Origin of the sequence: Streptococcus mitis subsp. hohhotensis, assembly GCF_000722775.1 — a bacterium.
Lineage (GTDB): Bacteria > Bacillota > Bacilli > Lactobacillales > Streptococcaceae > Streptococcus > Streptococcus carlssonii.
This window is the reverse complement of the sequence record NZ_JPFZ01000009.1, coordinates 62,687-84,400: the sequence shown is the minus strand read 5'-3', so window position 1 is coordinate 84,400 and position 21,714 is coordinate 62,687. Positions and strand designations below refer to the sequence as shown.

The following is a 21,714-nucleotide window of genomic DNA, read 5'->3' as shown; positions in this document are numbered from 1 at the left end:
ATTTCTCACTTTCTACAATAACTTCTTCTGTTCAAGATTTTTTCTAGTTGAGCTTGGTTCAGCTTGACCAAACTGTTCTGCTAGGCGCTGACTCCAGCTTGTTGTCGCACGCGCCCCAGCATAGTCTGCCTGTACACGGTCATAAGCCTCAATCACATCAACTGTTTGCTCCTCATATTCTTCCTCAAATACCACTTGATGCAATGGCAAGCGAGGTTTGACTTCATGTTCCTCATTTGGCACACCTAGTGCCATCCCAAAGACAGGATAGGTGTAGTCAGGCAGGTTAAAAAGCTCTGCCACTTCTTCTGACTTGTAACGCACCAAGCCAATAATGACACCACCATAGCCCAAGCTTTCAGCTGCCAGCAGGGCATTCTGTCCAGCAAGAGCCGCATCGACCGAACTAATCAAGAGACCTTCCACACCTTGGGGTTGGAATGAATCGGTATGAAGCTGGGCTCCCTTTTCTGCTCGGTTCAAATCTCCGACAAAGAGAAGGAAAACAGCTGACTGTCGAATGGCTTCTTGAGGTACCAATTCATACAAGGCATCTTTCTTTTCTTGACTTCGGACTACAATCACAGAGTAGGATTGGAAATTCTTCCAAGACGAGGCCATCTGAGCTGCTGTCAGGATTTCAGTCAAATCCTCCTGAGGAAGGGCTTGCTCCTTAAATCTTCGAACAGACTTATGAACTTTCATCAGTTTAATCGTTTCTGTCATCGACGGTTTACTCCTTCTAAACGAGTCTCCTCAGCCAAATAACGGATGCGTTCCATGACGCGTCTAGCTTCCCAGGTTTCGTCATTTCCATTTTTCCCTTTAGCGAAATGCAGCTCCAAATCTTCAAAGTTGAAGTTGGAGGTAAAAAAGGTCGGTAAATTTTCCTGCATTCGATATTGAAGAATGACTTGCAGGATTTCATCACGTACCCAAGCTGTTGATTGCTCGGCACCAATATCATCTAAAATCAGGACTTCAGAAAGCTTAATCTCATCCACCAAGGTCTTGACATTGCCATCACCGATAGCATTTTTGACATCAATGACAAAGCTAGGATAGTGGAGCAGAGTGGATGAAACACCGCGTTTTTCTGATAAATCATGAGCCAAGGCAGCCACCATGAAACTTTTACCCACACCAAAATCTCCATATAGGTAAAGACCTTTTCGAATAGCTGGATATTGCTCCACGAAGGCTAATAGCTTTTCAAAAACTGGCAAGCGACCCAAATCATCCAAGTCTACTTGAGCCAAACTAGCTTGCTTGAGACTGGCTGGCAGATTGATTAACTTGAGACGGTTCTTAATAGCCGCTTCTTTTTCAGCTGCGATTAGTTCGGGAGTTTCTTCATAAGAAACATCCGCATAGCCATGATTCATAACCAAAATAGGCTTGTAGCCTTTGGCAATATAATCCGTATCACCACGAAGAAACTTGTCTCTCTCGGTGATGTATTGATTAAACTTGGAGATACTGCGATTTAATTCCTCTGGAGTCAAGGATTCTTGCTGGATAAAGGCCGCAACATCAGGGTCCTTCATGATTTTCTGGACCAAATCTTGATAATGAAAACGGCTAGGTTGACGTTTGAGTACGTCTCCGACACTTTCCATCTAATCTCCTCCTTTTTCTAATCGAGCTAATAGTTCTTGTTTCTTACGTTCTAGTTCCAGACGAGTTTCCTCGCTGGTTTCATTTTTATAATCTGGATTGCTCCACTTGGGTACATTGGACTTGGTAGGACTCGTTTTACTGCCTTTTTGAGCCTGATTCTTCTGTCCTCGCTCACGGATTCGTAAGACTGCCTCTTCTGCCGAATGAATCTTTTGATAGGCATAGTCATTGGCTACCTTCATGGCATATTTCTCATTGATGTTTGCCGAATCTACCTTATTAAAGGTCAACAAGAGAATGATATTGATGACTTCGTCCAGCAAGCCCAAGCCAGCCATCTGATGCAAGAGTTCTCTTTCTGTTTGGGTAATGGTCCCCTTGCGTGTTTGCTTGATTTCTGCCAGGAACTGCAGGGCAGTTTTACTTTTGGCTTCCTTGATAATGGTTGCTTCCTTAGGACTAAAGTCAGAGGAAATCGGTTTTTGTGCGATTTTTTCCCGCATGCGTTTGGTTGAAATAACCTGGGAAACAGCTGTTGACTTAGCCAGTTGATAGGTTTCAAACCAAGTCCATTTCTTCTCCTCAGCAATGGCAAAGAGGTTTAAGACGTCGGACTGCTCATCCGCAAAGCGAAGCCCATCTCGAGCCATAAGCTGACGAAAATGGTCCAAGTCAAAATCGTTGGCCACTTTCTTCTTGAGACCAAGGTCTTCTTGACTTCCCAGTTCTGCCAAGTCTGGAAAAACTTGATTGAGTGAGACAGGTATTTCTTCTCCCTCAGCACTCTCAACTCTCAAATCCTCCACAGCGGCATCGCCAATTTTTTTCTCCAAGAGTCTACGATAAACAGGATGTTCCAAGAAATCCTGACTTGAAAGAGGAGCATGGATAACTATCTGATAGGTATCACCCTTTTGATAGAGGGTCAAGAGATTGAAAGCAGATAGGATTTTCAGGGATTTTATCAGTCTATCCATCCCAAAGTTGAGATGGTTAAGAATGCTTGAAAAGAGGTATTCCTTTCTACCATTATCCCAAAAACTGATTGTATAAAGATAAAGGCTCAGTGCCTCCTGACCGATAATCGGGAGGTAGCACTGTACCAGAGATGAGGTATCTTGTGACACCCGATTATTCTTTAGATAAGAAAAACGGTCAATTGGCTTCATTTATTTTTCCTTTTTCTTTTTAGAGGACTGGGTGATTTGTTGGAGCAAGCTCTCTAACTCACTAACATCCTTAAAACTACGATAGACACTGGCAAAACGCACATAAGTAATCTCATCCAACTCAGCCAACTCCTCCATGACGAGTGAACCAATGTCCTCACTTTGAATTTCATTTTCATTTCGACCACGGAGTTTCTGTTCGATACGATTGACTACCATGTTGATTTCATCACTTGACACAGGACGTTTCTGGGCTGAGCGGATAATCCCATTAAAGATTTTATCTCTGGAGAATTGTTCCCGCGTGCCATCTTTTTTAACAACCACTAAGGTTCTTTCTTCTACTCTTTCGTAGGTTGTAAAACGGTGTTGGCATTCATCGCACTCACGTCTTCTACGAATAGTGTTCCCTTCTTCTGCTTGGCGACTATCGATAACACTTGACTTGGTAGCCCCACATTTTGGACAACGCATCCTTTCCCTCCTTATCGTTTTCTTTTCATTATACCATTTTTTAAACGATTCCCAAAACAATTCTTCTTTTTGCTTGACAAGTTTTTTGTTTTGTTGTATTATTTAATTAAGACAAGAGGATAAAAGAAAGGAGACCAAGATGTCCTGGACATTTGACAACAAAAAACCCATTTATTTACAGATTATGGAGAAAATCAAGCTTCAGATTGTTTCCCATACACTGGAACCCAATCAACAACTTCCAACCGTGAGAGAGCTGGCGAGCGAGGCGGGTGTCAATCCAAACACCATCCAAAGAGCCTTATCAGACCTCGAACGAGAAGGATTTGTCTACAGCAAGCGCACAACTGGACGATTTGTGACTGAGGATAAGGAGCTAATCGCTCAATCGCGTAAACAATTATCAGAAGAAGAATTGGAACACTTCGTTTCCTCCATGACCCATTTTGGCTATGAAAAAGAAGAACTACCAGGCGTAGTCGGCGATTATATTAAAGGAGTTTAAGCCTATGTCATTACTAGCATTTGAAAATGTATCCAAATCATATGGAGCAACACCAGCCCTTGAAAATGTTTCTCTTGACATTCCAGCTGGAAAAATTGTCGGTCTTCTTGGGCCAAATGGCTCAGGAAAAACAACCCTGATTAAACTCATCAATGGCCTCTTGCAGCCAGATCAAGGACGCGTCCTTATCAACGATATGGACCCAAGCCCAGCAACCAAGGCTATCGTAGCTTATTTGCCAGATACGACCTATCTCAATGAGCAAATGAAGGTCAAGGAAGCCCTAACCTACTTCAAGACCTTCTATAAAGATTTCAATCTGGAACGCGCCCATCATCTACTTGCAGACCTGGGCATTGATGAAAATAGTCGTCTCAAGAAACTATCAAAAGGGAACAAGGAAAAGGTCCAACTGATTTTGGTTATGAGCCGTGATGCTCGTCTCTACGTTCTGGACGAACCCATTGGTGGAGTGGATCCAGCAGCCCGTGAGTATATCCTCAATACCATTATCAACAACTACTCCCCAACTTCTACCGTTTTGATTTCTACCCACTTGATTTCTGATATTGAGCCAATCTTGGATGAAATTGTCTTCCTCAAAGACGGAAAAGTCGTTCGTCAAGGAAATGTAGATGATATTCGCTATGAGTCAGGTGAATCCATTGACCAACTCTTCCGTCAGGAATTTAAGGCCTAAGCAAAGGAGATTATTATGTTTTGGAATTTAGTTCGCTACGAATTTAAAAATGTTAACAAGTGGTATTTAGCCCTTTACGCTGCCGTGCTAGTCCTTTCCGTCCCCATAGGAATGCAAGGACACTACTATTCTTATGTATCTTTCAAAGATAGCCAACCTTTCCTATTTATCTTTCTGGCTCTCGTCTTCGGTGGCTTGATAATTACACTGGGGATTTCAACTCTTTTCTTAATCATTAAACGCTTCAAAGGTAGTGTATATGACCGACAAGGCTATCTGACTTTGACCTTGCCAGTTTCTGAGCACTATATCATCACTGCTAAATTAGTCGGAGCCTTCATCTGGTCTATCCTTAGCTCGGCTGTACTGGCTCTAAGTGCTGTTATTATTGTGACTATAACGGTTCCAGAATGGATATCAAATTCTGAGTTGATTCCACTTGTAGGAACATACCTTCCTCAACTCTCTCTTATGGGGGTATCCTTCCTGCTTAGTACAATCTCAGGAATCCTCTGCATTTACTTGGCCATTTCTATTGGACAACTGTTCAATGAATACCGTACAGCACTCGCTATTGTAGCCTACATTGGAATCCTAATCGTCATTGGATTTATTGAAGTCTTCTTCAATACCAGTGCTAACTTCTATGTCAATTCACTTGCAGGATTTAATGATAATTTCTATATGGGAACAAGCATAGGTATTGTTGAAGAACTCATTTTCATAGCTATCTTTTATCTCGGAACCTACTATATCTTGAGAAACAAGGTTAATTTGCAATAGTTTCATAATCAAAAAGGATAACATCTCATCACAGAGAGGCTATCCTTTTTTCTTTTATCTCATTTTCTGTCTAACTTTATTCAAAAAACAAATCCTTTTAAATCTGATTTAAAGGTCTTGTTTAATTTCTCTATTGTGACACTATCATTATATTCCTTACATATTCTCATAGCTTTGGAACATTCTTTTTTACCTAACTCTACTTGATTCGTTTTTATAAGATAAATACCTTTTAAAAAAAGCAAATAAGTCTTTTCAAAATAATATCCTTGTCTGGTCAGTAAATTTTCTAAATCATCTATAAAAAATTGAGCGCTATCTAACAAATTATTTTTTAATAATAATTCTAAATTAAATAAATATAAAGGAATTACTCTATGTGTTCCCATATCTGTTTTTAAAAAATGTCGTGTTTTCTTGATTACCGCTCTATATAGTAAACTTATGGTTTTAGTGTTCATAAAAAACACCGAATTATAGAAAATTTTCAGTTCATACTCCATCCAATTATCTACAGAAAGCAAATACTTTATTAACTCATTACATTTAGATGCATTGTAAGGAAGGTTTGCAAGGCGATTAATCTGTTGTTCAGCAATCAACTTTATGTGACAATTGCATAAACTTTTTTCCTGCTTTTGTTTTAGTTCTATTTTCTTTATTAGTTCTTGTAACAAAATGATATCTGAAGAGTTTACAGCATGTTCTAGTTCTTCAAAAAAACATTCTTTTTTAGAATAATAGCAATGAACTAATTCTTCAAATTCCGAAAATGATATCCCCAGGCGATTTAATAACATGTAAAAATGATCAATAGATAATTTTGTAATCCCATTTTCGAAACGAGAAATAGTTGACTCACTAATCTTATCACAAGCCAAATCTTTAAGACGAAAATTTTTTGAAATACGAATATCCTTTAAAACTGCTCCAAAATTTTCCATACTATTCCTCTTCCATTTCTGCAAAAAATAAAACCTGTTTTTTTATTTGTGATATGATTATGATTATACAAAAATAAAACAGAAAGGACAATATGATTATGAAAAAAATTTTATTGTCATCAGTTGCTTTACTGAGCCTAGTGACATCACTATCAGTAAATAGTCCAGTTTCTGCTCAAGAATCTATTTCTCCCAAGGCTTATAGTCACTCTGACGGCAGTTGGATTCAATCGAATGGCCGTTGGTGGTATAAACATTCTGACGGTTCTTACACTAAAAACGGGTGGGAAAAGATCAATGAAACCTGGTACTATTTTGATAGTGAAGGTTGGATGAAAACAGGTTGGTTTAATGAGCATGGAAATTGGTATTATCTAGATGATAGTGGTGCTATGAAAACAGGCTGGTGTTTGATTTCTGGTAGTTGGTACTATTTAAATACTAGCGGTGTCATGCAAACTGGCCTACAGACTATCGAAGGACAACAATATTATTTAGCTGATAGCGGTGCTATGCAGACAGGTTGGCACAATATCGGAGATGATACCTATTTCTTTGCCACTAGTGGAGCAAGACAAACGATTAATCGCCGTGCTTTAGTTCTTGGTGAAACATCAACGATAGAAGTACCTATCGAAGACGTTAATACTATGGAAAAGGTTTTTAGCAACCAAAACTTTAGTAAAGTTGTTCGGTTCCCAGATAAAACTAAGTCCGAGATTATTGCAAAAATGCAAGAGCTTTTCAAATCTTCTAGCGAAAGCGATGTGAACTACCTTTACCTTACTTGTCATGGTGGAGAAGATGGAACGATAGCCATTGGTAGCGATAAAACATCATTTTCAGGTTGGGAATTAGCATCCATACTGAAACAATACAAAGGTAAGTTTGTTGTTATGCTGGATTGTTGCTATTCAGGAACGATTATAGATGTAGATAAGCCAAACAAAAAGGTTGCCTCCAAGTCTGAAAAAAGATTTGATGATCAAGCATTTTTGGCAGGATTTTCAACAGGAGATATAGCAAGCAAGAATGGCGAAATGCTTGATTCTAAATTCCTCGTACTATGTGCCTCTTGTATGGGTGAAGAATCGTATAGTGCGGTCGGAGTAGGTAGTCTTGCCACTAGATACTGGGCAATGGGTACAGGTTGGGATCCACTTCAAAATAGAATGATTTCGCCTATGGCAGACACCAATACTAACGGAAAAATTACTTTAGAGGAACTGTATCAATACTCTTATCCTCTAGTCCTTGAAGCTGCATCACAAATTCACGAAGAGCAACATGTATCAGTTTATCCAAAAAACAGTCAATTTGTTTTATTCAAAAAATAAGGAGTTCATAAAATGAAAATATCACAAAAAATCACACTATTTAGTTTGTCATTGGCAGGGTTGGCTATGTTTATTCTTCCTCAATCTGCCAAAGCTTTTGAGCTACAAGAGGTATGGCGTATTAAGGGTGGTGTTCAATATCAAGATGGTAAAATTCTTCGATTTAACAATGGCCATGACATAGATATCAAAGCCTTGGATTTGCCAACAACTGAGAAAATCGAGTGGAAAGTTACTTTAGATGGTCAAGACCAGACTGTCAATTTCCTAGCTCAAGAAGTGGATAGATCCAATATCGGTGAAGAAGGACGTTACCTGAATTTCTATGTTCCATATGGCTATAGAGGAGATATCAAGGTAGAGGCCAAGAGCGGAAATGAGGTGAAGACCTGGTCCACTAAAGTGGTTGATGATGTATATCATGACGGTGGAAAGAGAGGCTACTACCATATTAAAGAATCTAATGATCAATACACCTACCTTGATACCAAATGGGACTATCAAACCAAGACTTATACTGCCACCTTACCAGAGACTGTCAATGGTCAAAAAGTTTTTGCTTGGGCAGAGGAGTCTGGTGGTATGAAACTTGTAAAACCAGGAGTTATCAGTCATTCCTACAAGGGGGGAGGAGCCTTCAGAACACTTTATCCGATTGTAAAAGCAGAAAGCTGGCTAAATCGAAAAAATAGTGACGATGAAACCTGGTACTATCAAAAACAAGGTCAATTAGTTCAAAATTCTTGGGTTAAGGACAATGGAAGCTGGTACTTTATGAATGATAAAGGTGTCATGTTCAATCAAACTTGGCTCTATCAAGGTGGCAACTGGTATGCCTTTAAACCATCAGGAGCCATGATTGCTAGTGATTGGCTATATGATAATCACTCTTGGTATTACCTAAAAGACTCAGGTGCTATGGCAACAGGCTGGCTCAAAGATAGTGGCTCTTGGTATTACCTAAACAATTCAGGTACTATGGTAACAGGCTGGGTAAAAGATAGTGACTCTTGGTATTACCTAAGCAATTCAGGTGCTATGGCGACTGGTTGGGTAAAAGATGGCGGTCAGTGGTACTATCTTGCTTCAACTGGTAAGATGCTTCACAACACCTATACACCTGATGGTTACTATGTAGATGCCAGTGGCGCTTGGAAATAAGCTAAAGTATACATTTTATTCCATCAGCTATTAGTGCACCTGCTCAGACTAAATGTTATCAGAACTACAAGAAAAATCTATTTAATAATACAAAAAGCGAATCGAAACAACAAATTCTGTTTTGTTCGCTTTTTATTTAATCTGTTACATTTTGACATTGTCATTTAATTGTATATCCCCCAAAATTTACATTTTTATATGAAGTATTTAATAAAAAGGAGTATAATGACTTTAAAACTAATTACATGTATATCGATAAGGAGGGCAACTCTTTATGCTGAGAAGATTTGTTACCAAGAAGCACCTCGTACTTTACTTCTTTTCTATTGCCATTACTTGGCTGGAAGCAATTATCACGCCAGCCCTTGTTCAGAATATTGTTGCTAGTTTTACCAATCAAGAACTAGGCCTTCTTTGGAAAGTTTTGATTTTAGGAATCCTTGGTAATCTCATCCTCTTACTAGGTTTGGCTGGGAAACGCTATTACTACGCCCGTTTGATTACTGACTTCAAATATGGAATCAAGAGTGCTATTTTCAAGCGATTTTTAAACAGTTATGAGATTGATGAAAAGGATATTTTGTCTGACCTAGAAAACGACATCAAGCAACTAGAAGAAAACTATATCGAGCCAACGGTCATCATCATTTCTTCTCTTGGCTTCACAACTGTGTCCATTCTCTATGCCCTATGGACCAATTTTTACCTGGGCTTGATTTTCATCCTCTTCTACTCCTTTCCTGTACTCTGCAGTGCTATCGGATCAAAGCGATTGGATTCACTTTCTGAAAAGCGGTCCACTGTTAACCAGAGCTACTTAGCAAGCTTGACAAATTTTATTGGTGGTAGCCAACAAATTCGCCATTATCAGGGGCAAGACTACTTTTTTGCTCGCTATCAAAAGCAATTACAAACCAGTCTAGATGCCGAAATCAACTATGAAAAGCAACGCACTTTAAACAGTCTCTTGATCAATAGCATCGATGCCTTTTGTTCTGTCACACCAATCGTCATCGGTGGCTTTATGACCTACTATAATTATTTAGATGCGGCGAGTTTTGTGGCCATCTATCTAGTTTCCCATAATATCGGTTATCAATTCCAAGAGTTGGCTTACTTTACCAACACCCGAAAAGCGAATAGAACTCTTCTCAACAAATACCAAAAACTTTTGAGCCAGTCTAACTTCATCTCGCCTAGAAGCATAGAAAATATTTTCCCTATCCAGCTTAACACCATCTCCCTAGAAAAAGATGGGAATAGCCTCCTGTCTCCGATTTCCATGCACATTAAGCAAGGAGAAAAAATCGCCATTATCGGGGAAAGTGGCTCTGGTAAAACAACCCTACTCAATATCATTCATGGAGAAGAGACACCGACAAGTGGACAGATTAGCTTTGCTGGTCAAAACCTGTCACGTAAAGAAATCACAAGCTTTAGTTCCTATATCCTCCAAGATAGCCATTACTTTGACACACTATCTCTGGAAGACAATATCCTTCTGGGACTGGATAAAAATAAAGAGACTTTAAATCATATCCTCAAAAAAACAGGATTAGAACATTTGAAAAATCGAACGCTCAGAAATGATAGTCTATCTGGTGGCGAGAAACAACGCCTTGAAATCGCTCGCGCCCTCTACCATGATAGCCAGCTCATCTTAGCTGATGAGATTAAGGCCAATCTTGACTTGGAAAATAGCAGAAAAATTAGTGACTTGCTCTTCTCCCTACCTCAAACAGTCATTGAAGTCATTCACCACTACACAGAAGAGGACTTAAAACACTACGACCAAGTCATTCATTTAAGCAGAGAAAAGTAATGCTCTATAACATACGATTTTAAAAAGCAAGGAACTCAAATTCCTTGCTTTTTAACTCAATATCAAACTGGCTACGATAGGGCTGACAAAGACATAGAGAATACCGGTAACACCGATAGCCAAGCCACCCATGGCTCCTGCTACAGAACCGTATCGAAAGGCTGTGCCTGTTCCGACTGCGTGGCCTGTTCCTCCAAGGGAAAGACCAACAGCTACTGGATCATCTATTTTCAACCACTTCAAAAGGGTTGGGCCGATGACACTGGTTAAAATCCCAGTAGCCACTACAACGACCAAGGTCACAGTCGTCAAACCTTGCAATTTTTCTGTGATTCCCACTGCCATAGCGGTTGTTACTGACTTAGGAAAGAGAGAAATGGCTAAGAAAAAGTCCATGCCAAAAATCTTAGCTACAAGGGCTGTGAAAGAGGTATTGACAACTACTGCTAGCAAACTACCAAAGAGAATACTCCGAGCATGGTGCTTCATCAGATGAAAACTCTTATAAAGCGGAATCCCTAGAGCAACAGTCGATGGGACAATCAAGTTGTTCAGATAAACCCCACCTTGGTAGTAATCTTGGTAAGAAATACCCGTCACCTTTAGAAAGATGATAATGAAAACAGCTGACAAAAGCAAGGGCGTTGTCAAAGGATGGGGAAACCGCCTGTAAATCAGCATTCCCACCAGGTAAGCTAGGATAGACAGGGCAAGCCCAAACAGGGGATTGGAAACAAATTCACTCATTTGGCATCTCCTTTCTCATAATCTCCCTCAAACCGTCGTTTGATAAACTGAACCACCAAAGCAATGAGGATAATATTGATGACTGCTGCAAAAAAGATAATCAAAACAATTGGCAAAAGATAGGGAGCAATCACATCAAACTTCTCCATGATTCCCACTGCTGGTGGCAAAAAGAGAATGGTCATATTGGCCAGCAAGAAATTCCCCACCATGTTGACATGCCTAGTTCTCAGCCACTTGAATTGTAGGGCTAAAAAGAGAATAATCAAACCGATAATACTGCCTGGGATGGGCAAATGAAAGAAACTAGAGATCCCCTCTCCGATTAGAGAAATCACAAAGAGAATCATTAATTGAACATATAATTTCATCCTAAACTCCACGAAATAGACTTCTTGCATACCAGTTTACTCTTTTTTCAGAAAATTTCAAGGAAATGCACAAGGGATAATGAAAATTAGAAAGGAAAGGGGATACAAACAATTCTTGACTTGTGAAAACAGGCATGATTTAGGATAAAATATTCCAGCGTCCTTCTTGCCAGCATTCTTGAAAAGTAGTATAATTATTGCATGCGCAATCATCTTGTGATACAGAGACTGTCCGTGAATGGACTTTCTTCTATTTACAACTCTAAAAAGAAAGGAGATACTATGACCTATTTGGAAAAATGGTTTGACTTCAATCGGCGTCAGAAAGAAATTGAAAGTCTCTTGGAAGAGACCATTGCCCAACAGAGCGAGCAAAGTCTGACCTTGAAAGAGTTCTACCTGCTCTACTATCTGGACTTGGCTCAAGAAAAATCTCTACGCCAGATTGACCTGCCAGATAAGCTTCATCTGAGCCCGAGCGCTGTTTCTCGGATGGTGGCTCGCTTGGAAGCCAAAAATTGCGGTCTACTTAGTCGCAGGTGTTGTGATCAAGATAGACGCTCTAGTTTTATCTGCCTGACAGGTGATGGGCAAAAGACACTGGCCACACTACAAAAGGCTGTTGAAGAAAGCTTGGAAACTGGTTTGGATTTCTTGATTTAAGATGATTTTAGAAAAAAGTTGCGTGCGCAATCATTTTTCTTGACATTCTCTTTTACAAGGAGTAAAATAAAATCATCATTAAACAAAGGAGTTTTAAACATGATTGAAATTACCTATCTAGATGCCAGCAAGAACGAAAGAACTGTAACTTTCGAATCTTATGAAGACTTTGATCGTTCACAACAAGCTTGCCTTATCGGCGTCGCAGACTACTACCCTGTCCAAAAATTGACTTATAACGGTCATGATTTGGACTACCATGGGACTTATGGAGATGTCTTCTTCTACCTCATGAAACAAGATTTAAGCCAATATAACTAAAAAAGGAGAAATACAATGGCAAAAGCAATTACAGATGCAACATTCGAACAAGAAACAAAAGACGGTTTGGTCTTGGTAGACTTCTGGGCAACTTGGTGTGGTCCATGTCGTATGCAAGGTCCAATCTTGGATAAATTGTCTGAAGAACTTTCAGAAGATGTTTTGAAAATCGTTAAAATGGACGTTGATGAAAATCCAAACACAGCTCGTGCTTTTGGAATCATGTCTATCCCAACCCTTCTCTTCAAAAAAGACGGCCAAGTGGTGAAACAAGTTGCTGGTGTTCACACAGCAGAACAAATCAAGGCCATCGTTGCTGAATTGAGCTAATCGCACTAGAGACCAAGTACTTGCTTTGGTCTCTTTTTTCTTGCCCTTTGCCATTTTTCAAAAAATATGCTAGACTATAAGTAGAATATTACGATGTTTGGGACATGCCATCGCTAAAAAAAACCTCTACTTGGTATTTTTTAGCTCCCTCAAGGGAGCTTTTTGCGTGCTCTGAACATTTCCCATTTTGGAAGGAGTATTATGAAACGTCAATCAGCCTTGGTCGTCTTTAGTGGCGGTCAAGATTCTACAACCTGCCTCTTTTGGGCTAAAGAACACTATGAAACGGTCGAAGCCGTTACCTTTGCCTACGGCCAACGCCATCACCTCGAAATTCAAGTTGCTAGAGAAATCGCTAAGGAACAGGGGATTCGTCATCATATCCTAGATATGTCTCTGCTGGGGCAAATCACTGAAAATGCCCTGACCTCTGATATGGAAATCGAGCAAAAAGAGGGAGAGGTTCCCAATACCTTCGTTGACGGTCGCAACCACCTCTTTCTGTCCTTTGCGGCAGTCCTTGCTAAGCAACGAGGTATTAAAGATATCGTGACAGGTGTCTGCGAGACAGACTTCTCAGGCTACCCCGATTGTCGAGATGTCTTTGTCAAATCCCTTAATGTTACCCTCAACCTTGCCATGGATTACGACTTCGTTATCCAAACACCTCTCATGTGGCTAGACAAGGCTGAAACTTGGGAATTAGCCGACCAACTCGGTGCCTTTGACTATGTTCGTGAAAAGACCTTAACCTGCTACAACGGGATTATCGGAAGTGGTTGTGGAGATTGTCCATCCTGCCACCTACGTCAACATGGTTTAGATGTTTATCTCTCACAGAAAGGAGAAGCCTAATGTTTTTTGCACCCAAAGAAATCAAACGAGAAACTGGGGAGTCTCTTGTCTACAATCCACACAGAACCTTGGTATCAAAAGAATTTACCTTCGATGCTGCCCACCACCTCTTTCACTATGAGGGAAAATGCAAGTCCCTGCACGGCCACACCTATCATCTGCAGATTGCTGTCAGTGGATTTTTAGATGAACGTGGCATGACCTACGATTTCGGAGATATCAAAGCGATCTACAAGAACTACTTAGAGCCCCACTTGGATCATCGCTATCTCAATGAAACTCTTCCCTATATGAACACGACTGCTGAAAATATGGTTTACTGGATTTTCCAAACCATGAACCAAGAGTTGCCAGACGAGCGCGGTCTCCGTTTGGAATATGTTCGCCTCTATGAAACTCCGACTGCCTTTGCAGAGTTTAGACGGGAGTGGTTAGATGACTAGGGAACGTGTCCTCAAACTACCAGTTTTGGAAATTTTTGGCCCAACCTTTCAAGGCGAAGGCCGTGCAATCGGGCAGAAAACCATGTTTGTCCGCACTGCAGGTTGCGACTACCACTGCGACTGGTGCGATTCTGCCTTTACATGGGATGGCTCTGAAAAGCCAACTCGTATGACTGCTGACGAGGTCATTGCTGCCTTGGATAAATTAGGGAGCTACGACTATGTAACCCTATCTGGGGGAAATCCTGCTATCCTAGCAGCCAACATGGCTGAATTGGTCACTAAACTCAAGAAACGTGGTGTCACTCTAGCTGTTGAAACTCAAGGCTCCCGCTGGCAAAATTGGTTGAAAGACATCGACCAGGTTACTCTCAGTCCAAAACCTCCTTCATCCAAGATGGAAGTCAACTTTGAAACCTTGGACTTTATCGTTTCCCAACTTGATCCAGACAAGGTCACCTTTAAAATCCCTGTCTTTGACGATGTAGATTTGGCCTTTGCCAGAGGCATACAAGAACGCTACCAACCAGATGTTCTCTTTTTATCAGCAGGAAATCCTGAGCCCAAGGCTACGGGTAATATTGTCCAAGACCAACTGGACCGTCTCAAAGAACTCTGGGAACGCATCGCTGCCGACGATAGCTGGGGCAATGTCCGCGTCCTTCCTCAACTCCATACCCTCCTCTACGACAACAAACGTGGTGTTTAAGATTAGAAAGAAAAAATCATGTCACAACAAGAAGAAATGAAAAACCTAAGCCTACTAGGCAACAAAGAAACCAACTACATTTTCGAGTATCAACCAGAAGTCCTGGAATCCTTTGACAATCGTCATGTGGAAAATGACTATTTCATCAAATTCAACTGCCCTGAATTCACCTCACTTTGCCCAATCACTGCTCAGCCAGACTTTGCGACTATTTATATTTCCTACATTCCTGACAAGTTCTGTGTTGAGTCAAAATCCCTCAAACTCTACCTCTTTAGCTACCGAAACCACGGAGATTTCCACGAAAACTGTATCAACACCATCGGGAAAGACTTGGTCAACTTGCTAGACCCTCGCTATTTAGAGGTCTGGGGAAAATTCACTCCGCGCGGTGGCATCTCAATCGATCCCTACTACAACTACGGTAAGCCTGGAACTAAGTATGAAGGCTTGGCAGAACAACGCCTATTCCAACACGACCTTTATCCAGAGAAAATTGACAACCGCTAAACTCATACGAAAAAGCCCTGTTCCTCAAGCTGAGGAGCAAGGCTTTTTGTTTTTCAATTATTCTTCTGTTCCAAGGAAGTTTTTTGCAACGAGGGCTGCAAGAACTCCACCAACGATTGGGGCAAGGATGAAAATCCAAACTTGTTGAAGGGCTGCGCCACCTACCAAGACAGCTGGTGCCAAGCTACGAGCTGGGTTTACTGAAAGTCCAGTAATGTTCAATCCAACAAGAATCATAGCCATCAATGACAAACCAATTACCAAACCAGCAATCGCGCCATTTCCTTTACTTTCTGAAGTAACAGTCATGATAACCACAACAAACAAGAAGGTTGCGATGACTTCAAACAAGAATCCACCAAAGACAGTGACACCGTTTGCCAAGGCATTTTCACCAAGGCTAGCAGTTGACATGCCTGAGTTAGACAAGAGGAAGAATACCGCAGCTGACGCAAGGAAAGCTCCAACTACTTGTCCAAGGATGTAGTTTACAAGCTCTGAAGATGACAAACGTTTGTTAATAAACATAGCGATCGAAACCGCTGGGTTCAAGTGAGCACCTGAAATAGTTCCGATTGAGTAGGCTGCAACCACGATTGCCAAACCAAAAGCAAAAGCAATTCCAAGGTGTCCAAGACCATCAAGACCATTTCCAAAAACGACAGCTCCTGTTCCGACGAACACAAGCATGAAAGTACCGATTAACTCAGCAACAAATTTTTTCATTTTCTTTCTCCTTTGTTCAAAAACTAGATACTAGTCTATCAAAAGAGGGAAAGGGTTTCAAGAAAATTGATTGGAAATTTCAGGTTAGAATTCTGTAAAAACGGTAGTGATTATTTGAAACATTTTTTTCAAAGGTGTATACTAATAGCGTAGTTTTGATAGGGTTTACAAAACCCATTATCGAAGCTTATTTGTAAACCTTTGCTGTTCTTTTATGAACGTTTGAATGGTATCGTGAATACCAAGGAGGAATCATATGTCTAAAGTTGCTATTGTCACAGGTGCAGGTCAAGGAATCGGTTTTGCAATCGCAAAACGATTGGTTCAAGATGGCTTTAAGGTAGGAGTCTTAGACTACAATCCTGAAACAGCTGAAAAAGCTGTTGCCGAATTATCAGCTGAAAATGCCTTTGCTGTCGTGGCCGATGTTTCGAAACAGGCCGAAGTTGCACAAGCATTTCAAAAGGTTGTTGACCATTTTGGTGATTTAAATGTTGTCGTAAATAACGCTGGTGTTGCTCCAACTACTCCTCTTGATACAATTACTGAGGAACAATTTACACGCACTTTCGGTATCAACGTTGGTGGTGTCATTTGGGGTTCACAAGCTGCACAAGCGCAATTTAAAGCACTTGGCCACGGAGGTAAAATTATCAACGCAACCTCTCAAGCTGGTGTAGTCGGTAATCCAAATCTAACTGTTTACGGTGGGACAAAATTTGCTGTTCGTGGAATTACGCAAACATTAGCACGTGATTTAGCAGACTCAGGCATCACTGTTAACGCCTACGCACCAGGTATTGTGAAAACACCAATGATGTACGATATCGCTCATGAAGTTGGTAAAAATGCAGGAAAAGATGACGAGTGGGGTATGCAGACATTTGCAAAAGATATTACCCTAAAACGTCTATCTGAACCAGAAGATGTGGCTGCTGCTGTCAGCTTCCTTGCAGGGCCAGATTCAAACTACATTACAGGACAAACCATTATCGTTGATGGTGGTATGCAATTCCATTAAGATACAAGAAAAGAGGTTGGAAAATGATTTAACCTCTTTTATTAGTTTTCATTATTAGTTAGGAGGATACAATAGAAACTCTTTCAATAAATAATATTAGCTTATCCCTAGTATTGAAAAGACTGGATGGCTTCTTTCAAGTCATCTTGTAAACTATTTCTCTGGTCAAGTTGGACATAGACTTCCAACAGACAGGATCTGAAGTTGGAAAATTTATAAAAATCTTCCCTTTCTTCTATCGGAAAGTCAACAGCTTTTATCCAAGAAGTCACTTTCTCTTGCTCCAACTTCCCTTGTAAAATAGGTTCATAGATTACTCTTGCTAAACGCCAATCCTCATCATCTGTAAAGCGAATCGAAATTCTTTTAAATAGTTGGCCAAGTATATCAAATACTTCATGAACTCTGGTTTTAGGAAAGTCTGGATGACAAACCACCTCTGTCAGTAAATCGGCTCCATGTGCAAAAGCATGAACCCAACCGTACTGACTTGAAAAACCCGTTGTATCCTTTTCTTTTGAAAGATAGTGCAAGCCTTGATTTAAAAGGACATTACGAATTTCTGCTTTTAATCCCTGATAAAAAATCGATTGCTGGTTGGTATCCGCAGACAAGAGATTTGCATAAATAAGCGCCCTAAAAGAACGTTCAAGGGTTGGCAGACCTACCTTATCAATTTCTTTATTTAGTCCTCCATCAGCTAAGACAACCTCAGCAATGAAATGAAATTGTTCCTGTGTAAATAGCTCTTCCTGAATCCCTCTAGCAAAGTTTGTAAAAACAAGATCATCGCGAATTTCTGGAGAAGGATCTCCCAAATGATCAAGCAACCATTGGATTTCTTCCTCATGATAACTTGGTTTTTCTTCTGCCATTTTTCTAAGTAACTCTTGATACATGGGCAATACCTCTACATTTCTAGCAACTTGATATAATCTAGACCCCATTTCTCGACAGCATCTAAAACAACTCTGAATTCCTGCCCCACTTCAGTTAAGCTGTACTCAACTCGTGGTGGAACTTCGGCATAGACCTTTCGTTGAACAATCTTATCCTTTTCTAATTGACGGAGATGACGGGTCAAAATAGTTTGAGTAATCCCAGGCAATAATCTCTGCAATTCTTTAAATCGTTTGGTACCCGTACTCAACTGATAAATGATTACCAGTGCCCATTTCCCTGTTAAAACCCTCTGCGTTGTCGCAAATGGACAAATACCATACTCACTCACTTTATTTGTCATAAAATATCTTCTTTCTATTTTTTTAAAAAAATTTATCTTTTAGTATCAATAATAGTACTACTTTTGATACTAGCTATCGAAAAAGTGTCTACTTGTTTTTTTGTTTGTAACTGTTACAATTATATCATAAAAAAGAAATGGAGAATATATATGTCAACAAACTTAGAAATTTTCAACGCTTATAACCAAGCTTTAATTGCTGGTGACTTTCCTGGTGTCTTTGAAACGATGGCAGACGATATTGTCTGGCATCAACCTGGTAATCATAGTATATCTGGTTCAGTTGTTGGTAAGGACAAGCTAGGAACTCACCTGGCTACATTTGCTGAGAAAACTAATGGAACCTTTAAAGTGATAACAAATTGGGTTTCTGACAATAAGGATTTAATCGCAGCCAATGTTACTTTTCTTGGAACACGGGCTGATGGTACTGAACTCAATATGAACGGGATTGACCTCTTCCGCATTGAAGACGGAAAAATCAAAGAAGTTTGGCTCTTCTCTTCAGATCAAGCTGAAGAAGATAGCTTTTGGGGATAATTTAAGAGGCCAGGACAAAAAATTTTGATTTTAGGAATTCTTTATTATAAATTTTTAAAATCGATAGATTAGAAAAAAAGCGAACAAGACAGAATTCTGAGTGTCAGATAACTCGTTTTGTTCGCTTTTTATATTTAAGGTTAGACTTTTGTCCCAGACTCTTTTAATTTACTCTCCCAACTGGGCACTGTAGGCGATAATCTGGTCAACTGTGTCAGACAAGAACTGAATCGTATCACGAAGTGGTTTATCTGTTGAGATATCCGCTCCGATAATCATAGCTGACTCAAGCGGTGTCTTGCTACCACCTGATTTGAGGAGATTGAGCCAGTCTTCAGCTCCAGTTTCAGAATGTTTCAGATGAAGGTAACCTGCAGTCGAGATGACTAGTCCTGCTGAGTAAGTGTAACTATACAAGCCCATGTAGTAGTGAGCTTGGCGCATCCAAGTCAAAGCTGCATCGTCGTCAATCTCAATGGCATCTCCCCAGAAATCGGCCAAAACTTCCTTCATAATGCTGTTGAGCTTGCTTGCTCCAAAGGTTTCTCCTTCTTCAATCAATGTATACACCTTACGCTGGAAGGCTGCTTCCAAGAGGTGGGTAATAAAGTTATGGAAGTAGGTGTCTGTCAAGCGATGGGCAAGAGCGAAACGTTTTTGACGTGGGTCGTCAGATTGGTGCTCCAAGTAGTCACTGAGTAGCAATTCATTGAAAGTTGACGGCGCTTCGACATAGTAGGTCGACATGTGAGCATTGAAGTAACTCTGATGATTGTCTGAAAAGATGAATTGACCAGAATGGCCGATTTCATGAATCAAAGTATAGACATCGCTCAAACGACCTGTCCAGCTCATGAGGACATAAGGGTGCACGCGATATGGATCCGCCGCATAACCTCCGGAATCCTTGCCACTGTTAGCAGCAAAGTCCACCCAGCGCTCTTCTTGATAGCGAGCAACTTCCTGACAATATTCTTGCCCCAAAGGTTCTACTGACTTCATGACCAAATCATAGGCGTCGTCAATAGTCACTTGAGGATTAAGGGCGCTATCCAAGTCCAATTTCCAGTCTGCAAAAGTCATCTTTTCAAGACCATTAACCTTTGCAACATGCTTGAGGTATCTCTGAGCGACTGGCGCAAAATCCTTCATGATGAGGTTAATCTGGCGGTCAAACATGGCACGGTCCACTTCTTGTTCAGCTAGAAGATAGTCAAAAACAGAGTCGTAGCCCTTCATATCTGCCAATAGTTTTTCAGACTTAACCTGAGCTAGATAGGCTGCAGCAGCCGTATTTTGGTGCTTACGAAGTCCCTCTGAGAAGGAACGGAAGGATTTCTCACGAACCTCAGCATCCTCATGGTTTTGGTAGAAATTCTCATAGGTCACAAAGCTGTTTTTGTAGGTCTTGCCATGGGCTTCAAAGTCAGCCATTTCAAAATCCCCAGCTCGCATCTTAGTGTAAATATCCTGTGGACTGTAGAAAACTTCACCAAGATTGGTCAAGGCTTTTTCCACATCAGCCCCTAGATAGTGGGCTTTTTTGATTTTTGCCTGACGAATGGCAGCTGTTAAATGTGGCAATTTACCCAAACGGTCTAAGACTTCCTCATCAGCTTCCACCAAGGCATCGTCAAAGAAGGTCAGAGCTACGCTGGCGTCTGTTTCAAATTCCATCCCAGCTTGGGCAATATTGGCAAATTCGTCATTGCTATAGTCTGTCGTCTGAGGCATAAATCCATAGTTTCCAATATGGCTCATCTGAATGTAGATTTGTTCCAATTCTGCAAAGGCCTTTTCAAAATTCTCAAAAGTATGAAGATTGCCCTTGTAATCACGGCTAAACTGGTTGATGTCTTCGCGAGCCTTCTCGATTGCACGCAAGAAATCTTCACGATCTTGGTATAGGGCTGTTAAATCCCAAAGTTCCTTCTCTGGAAATTCTGAACGGTGTTTTTGTTCCATTTTCTTCCTCTTATTTCTCTAATTCTAATAAAACACTAAGGGCTGATAAAGCGTAAAGTGGTGCTGTTTCTGCTCTCAAAATACGAGGACCAAGACCTGCCAAGACTGCTCCCTTAGCTTCAAAACTCTCAATTTCTGCAGGTGACAAGCCACCTTCTGGACCAAAGATAAAGAGCAATTTGTCTCCTTTCTCGAGTCCAGTAACTGCTTGTAAAAGCGCAGCGCTTTCTCCTTCTTTGGCCGACTCTTCATAAGCCACTACGACGCGGTCAAACTGGTCAAGTTGGGCTAGAAAGTCTGCTTTCCTTTCAAAAAGCTGGATACTTGGAACAACATTACGCTTACTTTGTTCTGCCGCTCCGAGAGCAATTTTTTCTAGTTTTTCAACCTTTTTACCCAATTTCTTGCCATCCCATTTGGCAACGGACCAATCGGCAGGGAAGGCCCAGATTTGGCTGGCACCCAGTTCGGTTACTTTTTGAGTGATAAACTCCAGCTTGTCCCCCTTGGGAAAGCCGGATGCAATGGTCACTTGGACTGGCAGTTCCACATTGTCAGCCAATTCTTGGATTAACTCAAACTGACGGGCTTCCACATCCAGCACACGCGCCAAGCGCTTAATTCCATCATCAAAGACCAAAGTAACCTCATCATCTTCTTTCAAGCGCATAACCTGAAACATATGCTTGCTGGTTTCCTTGTCCTCGATGGTGACAGGAGAGACAGCACTGCCTTTGACAAAATACTGTTGCATG

27 protein-coding genes are annotated in these 21,714 nt (G+C 40.7%); 15 read left to right on the top strand and 12 right to left on the bottom strand.

The window, feature by feature from the left end; all coding sequences use genetic code 11:
* Positions 1 to 12 precede the first annotated feature (12 nt).
* From SK608_RS03160 to nrdR, 4 genes are read right to left on the bottom strand one after another with little or no spacing between them, the layout of a single operon-like run.
* Positions 13 to 726: an NADPH-dependent oxidoreductase gene (locus SK608_RS03160; protein WP_033676525.1), complete on the bottom strand. Its 714-nt coding sequence runs from the start codon at positions 724 to 726 to the stop codon at positions 13 to 15.
* A complete protein-coding gene (gene dnaI, locus SK608_RS03155) occupies positions 723 to 1,619 on the bottom strand; it encodes a primosomal protein DnaI (protein ID WP_033676523.1) in 897 nt (298 codons plus the stop codon). Before dnaI ends, SK608_RS03160 begins: the two co-directional genes overlap by 4 nt.
* Complete coding sequence (locus SK608_RS03150; protein WP_033676521.1) at positions 1,620 to 2,789, bottom strand: DnaD domain protein; 1,170 nt, start codon at positions 2,787 to 2,789, stop codon at positions 1,620 to 1,622. It abuts the gene before it with no gap.
* The gene (gene nrdR, locus SK608_RS03145; protein ID WP_033676519.1) at positions 2,790 to 3,263 is read right to left on the bottom strand and encodes a transcriptional regulator NrdR; all 474 of its coding nucleotides are present in this window, start codon (positions 3,261 to 3,263) and stop codon (positions 2,790 to 2,792) included.
* Positions 3,264 to 3,402: 139 nt separating this feature from the next.
* Between nrdR and SK608_RS03140 the strand changes: the two genes are divergently transcribed.
* From SK608_RS03140 to SK608_RS03130, 3 genes are read left to right on the top strand one after another with little or no spacing between them, the layout of a single operon-like run.
* On the top strand, positions 3,403 to 3,768 hold the full coding sequence (locus tag SK608_RS03140; RefSeq protein WP_000119149.1) for a GntR family transcriptional regulator: 366 nt from the start codon (positions 3,403 to 3,405) through the stop codon (positions 3,766 to 3,768).
* Between the two features lie 4 nt (positions 3,769 to 3,772).
* The gene (locus SK608_RS03135; protein WP_000054197.1) at positions 3,773 to 4,468 is read left to right on the top strand and encodes an ABC transporter ATP-binding protein; all 696 of its coding nucleotides are present in this window, start codon (positions 3,773 to 3,775) and stop codon (positions 4,466 to 4,468) included.
* 15 nt (positions 4,469 to 4,483) lie between these two features.
* The gene (locus tag SK608_RS03130) at positions 4,484 to 5,251 is read left to right on the top strand and encodes a hypothetical protein (protein ID WP_000498768.1); all 768 of its coding nucleotides are present in this window, start codon (positions 4,484 to 4,486) and stop codon (positions 5,249 to 5,251) included.
* 80 nt (positions 5,252 to 5,331) lie between these two features.
* Here the strand turns inward: SK608_RS03130 and SK608_RS03125 are convergent, their stop codons facing one another.
* Entirely contained in the window at positions 5,332 to 6,195 is an 864-nt protein-coding gene (locus tag SK608_RS03125) for a helix-turn-helix domain-containing protein (RefSeq protein WP_004249316.1), read from the bottom strand.
* 98 nt (positions 6,196 to 6,293) lie between these two features.
* On the opposite strand from SK608_RS03125, the gene SK608_RS03120 reads away from it, so the two are divergent.
* The 3 genes from SK608_RS03120 to gggC all read left to right on the top strand — a co-directional run bounded on the left by SK608_RS03120 (position 6,294) and on the right by gggC (position 10,515).
* On the top strand, positions 6,294 to 7,532 hold the full coding sequence (locus tag SK608_RS03120; protein ID WP_033677743.1) for a caspase family protein: 1,239 nt from the start codon (positions 6,294 to 6,296) through the stop codon (positions 7,530 to 7,532).
* A gap of 12 nt (positions 7,533 to 7,544) precedes the next feature.
* Entirely contained in the window at positions 7,545 to 8,693 is a 1,149-nt protein-coding gene (locus SK608_RS03115) for a cell wall-binding repeat-containing protein (RefSeq protein ID WP_000703838.1), read from the top strand.
* A gap of 274 nt (positions 8,694 to 8,967) precedes the next feature.
* The gene (gggC, locus tag SK608_RS03110; RefSeq protein ID WP_033676513.1) at positions 8,968 to 10,515 is read left to right on the top strand and encodes a streptosactin export ABC transporter GggC; all 1,548 of its coding nucleotides are present in this window, start codon (positions 8,968 to 8,970) and stop codon (positions 10,513 to 10,515) included.
* 51 nt (positions 10,516 to 10,566) lie between these two features.
* Here the strand turns inward: gggC and SK608_RS03105 are convergent, their stop codons facing one another.
* Both SK608_RS03105 and SK608_RS03100 read right to left on the bottom strand, forming a co-directional pair.
* On the bottom strand, positions 10,567 to 11,262 hold the full coding sequence (locus tag SK608_RS03105; RefSeq protein ID WP_001288952.1) for an LrgB family protein: 696 nt from the start codon (positions 11,260 to 11,262) through the stop codon (positions 10,567 to 10,569).
* Entirely contained in the window at positions 11,259 to 11,633 is a 375-nt protein-coding gene (locus SK608_RS03100) for a CidA/LrgA family protein (protein ID WP_000781322.1), read from the bottom strand. Before SK608_RS03100 ends, SK608_RS03105 begins: the two co-directional genes overlap by 4 nt.
* A gap of 282 nt (positions 11,634 to 11,915) precedes the next feature.
* On the opposite strand from SK608_RS03100, the gene SK608_RS03095 reads away from it, so the two are divergent.
* The 7 genes from SK608_RS03095 (at position 11,916) to queF (ending at position 15,464) form a co-directional block, all read left to right on the top strand.
* Positions 11,916 to 12,296 carry a MarR family winged helix-turn-helix transcriptional regulator gene (locus tag SK608_RS03095; protein ID WP_033676510.1) on the top strand — a complete coding sequence of 127 codons (381 nt, stop codon included), beginning with the start codon at positions 11,916 to 11,918 and terminating at the stop codon, positions 12,294 to 12,296.
* A gap of 99 nt (positions 12,297 to 12,395) precedes the next feature.
* Positions 12,396 to 12,617, top strand: coding sequence for a DUF4649 family protein (locus SK608_RS03090; RefSeq protein WP_000570256.1), 222 nt, complete (start codon positions 12,396 to 12,398; stop codon positions 12,615 to 12,617).
* Between the two features lie 15 nt (positions 12,618 to 12,632).
* Positions 12,633 to 12,947: a thioredoxin gene (gene trxA, locus SK608_RS03085; RefSeq protein WP_001029581.1), complete on the top strand. Its 315-nt coding sequence runs from the start codon at positions 12,633 to 12,635 to the stop codon at positions 12,945 to 12,947.
* A gap of 201 nt (positions 12,948 to 13,148) precedes the next feature.
* Entirely contained in the window at positions 13,149 to 13,802 is a 654-nt protein-coding gene (queC, locus tag SK608_RS03080) for a 7-cyano-7-deazaguanine synthase QueC (RefSeq protein WP_033676507.1), read from the top strand.
* Positions 13,802 to 14,245, top strand: coding sequence for a 6-carboxytetrahydropterin synthase QueD (gene queD / locus SK608_RS03075; protein ID WP_033676505.1), 444 nt, complete (start codon positions 13,802 to 13,804; stop codon positions 14,243 to 14,245). The genes queC and queD overlap by 1 nt, the downstream gene beginning before the upstream one ends.
* A complete protein-coding gene (gene queE, locus SK608_RS11425) occupies positions 14,238 to 14,954 on the top strand; it encodes a 7-carboxy-7-deazaguanine synthase QueE (protein WP_033676503.1) in 717 nt (238 codons plus the stop codon). Before queD ends, queE begins: the two co-directional genes overlap by 8 nt.
* Before the next feature lie 18 nt (positions 14,955 to 14,972).
* Complete coding sequence (gene queF / locus SK608_RS11420) at positions 14,973 to 15,464, top strand: preQ(1) synthase (RefSeq protein ID WP_033676502.1); 492 nt, start codon at positions 14,973 to 14,975, stop codon at positions 15,462 to 15,464.
* A gap of 57 nt (positions 15,465 to 15,521) precedes the next feature.
* Here queF and SK608_RS03060 read toward each other — a convergent pair whose 3' ends face one another.
* Positions 15,522 to 16,190 carry an MIP/aquaporin family protein gene (locus tag SK608_RS03060; protein WP_033676501.1) on the bottom strand — a complete coding sequence of 223 codons (669 nt, stop codon included), beginning with the start codon at positions 16,188 to 16,190 and terminating at the stop codon, positions 15,522 to 15,524.
* Between the two features lie 256 nt (positions 16,191 to 16,446).
* Between SK608_RS03060 and SK608_RS03055 the strand changes: the two genes are divergently transcribed.
* On the top strand, positions 16,447 to 17,211 hold the full coding sequence (locus tag SK608_RS03055) for a (S)-acetoin forming diacetyl reductase (protein ID WP_000048147.1): 765 nt from the start codon (positions 16,447 to 16,449) through the stop codon (positions 17,209 to 17,211).
* A 107-nt stretch (positions 17,212 to 17,318) separates the two neighbouring features.
* On the opposite strand, the gene SK608_RS03050 is transcribed toward SK608_RS03055, so the two are convergent.
* Positions 17,319 to 18,110, bottom strand: coding sequence for a DUF2785 domain-containing protein (locus SK608_RS03050; RefSeq protein WP_033676500.1), 792 nt, complete (start codon positions 18,108 to 18,110; stop codon positions 17,319 to 17,321).
* An 11-nt stretch (positions 18,111 to 18,121) separates the two neighbouring features.
* Complete coding sequence (locus SK608_RS03045; RefSeq protein ID WP_033676499.1) at positions 18,122 to 18,454, bottom strand: winged helix-turn-helix transcriptional regulator; 333 nt, start codon at positions 18,452 to 18,454, stop codon at positions 18,122 to 18,124.
* 150 nt (positions 18,455 to 18,604) lie between these two features.
* Between SK608_RS03045 and SK608_RS03040 the strand changes: the two genes are divergently transcribed.
* Positions 18,605 to 18,994, top strand: a complete 390-nt coding sequence (locus SK608_RS03040; protein ID WP_033676496.1) for a nuclear transport factor 2 family protein — start codon at positions 18,605 to 18,607, stop codon at positions 18,992 to 18,994.
* Positions 18,995 to 19,162: 168 nt separating this feature from the next.
* On the opposite strand, the gene pepF is transcribed toward SK608_RS03040, so the two are convergent.
* Both pepF and SK608_RS03030 read right to left on the bottom strand, forming a co-directional pair.
* Positions 19,163 to 20,959, bottom strand: coding sequence for an oligoendopeptidase F (gene pepF / locus SK608_RS03035; protein ID WP_033676495.1), 1,797 nt, complete (start codon positions 20,957 to 20,959; stop codon positions 19,163 to 19,165).
* Between the two features lie 10 nt (positions 20,960 to 20,969).
* The gene (locus SK608_RS03030; RefSeq protein ID WP_033676494.1) at positions 20,970 to 21,713 is read right to left on the bottom strand and encodes a 16S rRNA (uracil(1498)-N(3))-methyltransferase; all 744 of its coding nucleotides are present in this window, start codon (positions 21,711 to 21,713) and stop codon (positions 20,970 to 20,972) included.
* Position 21,714 lies beyond the last annotated feature (1 nt).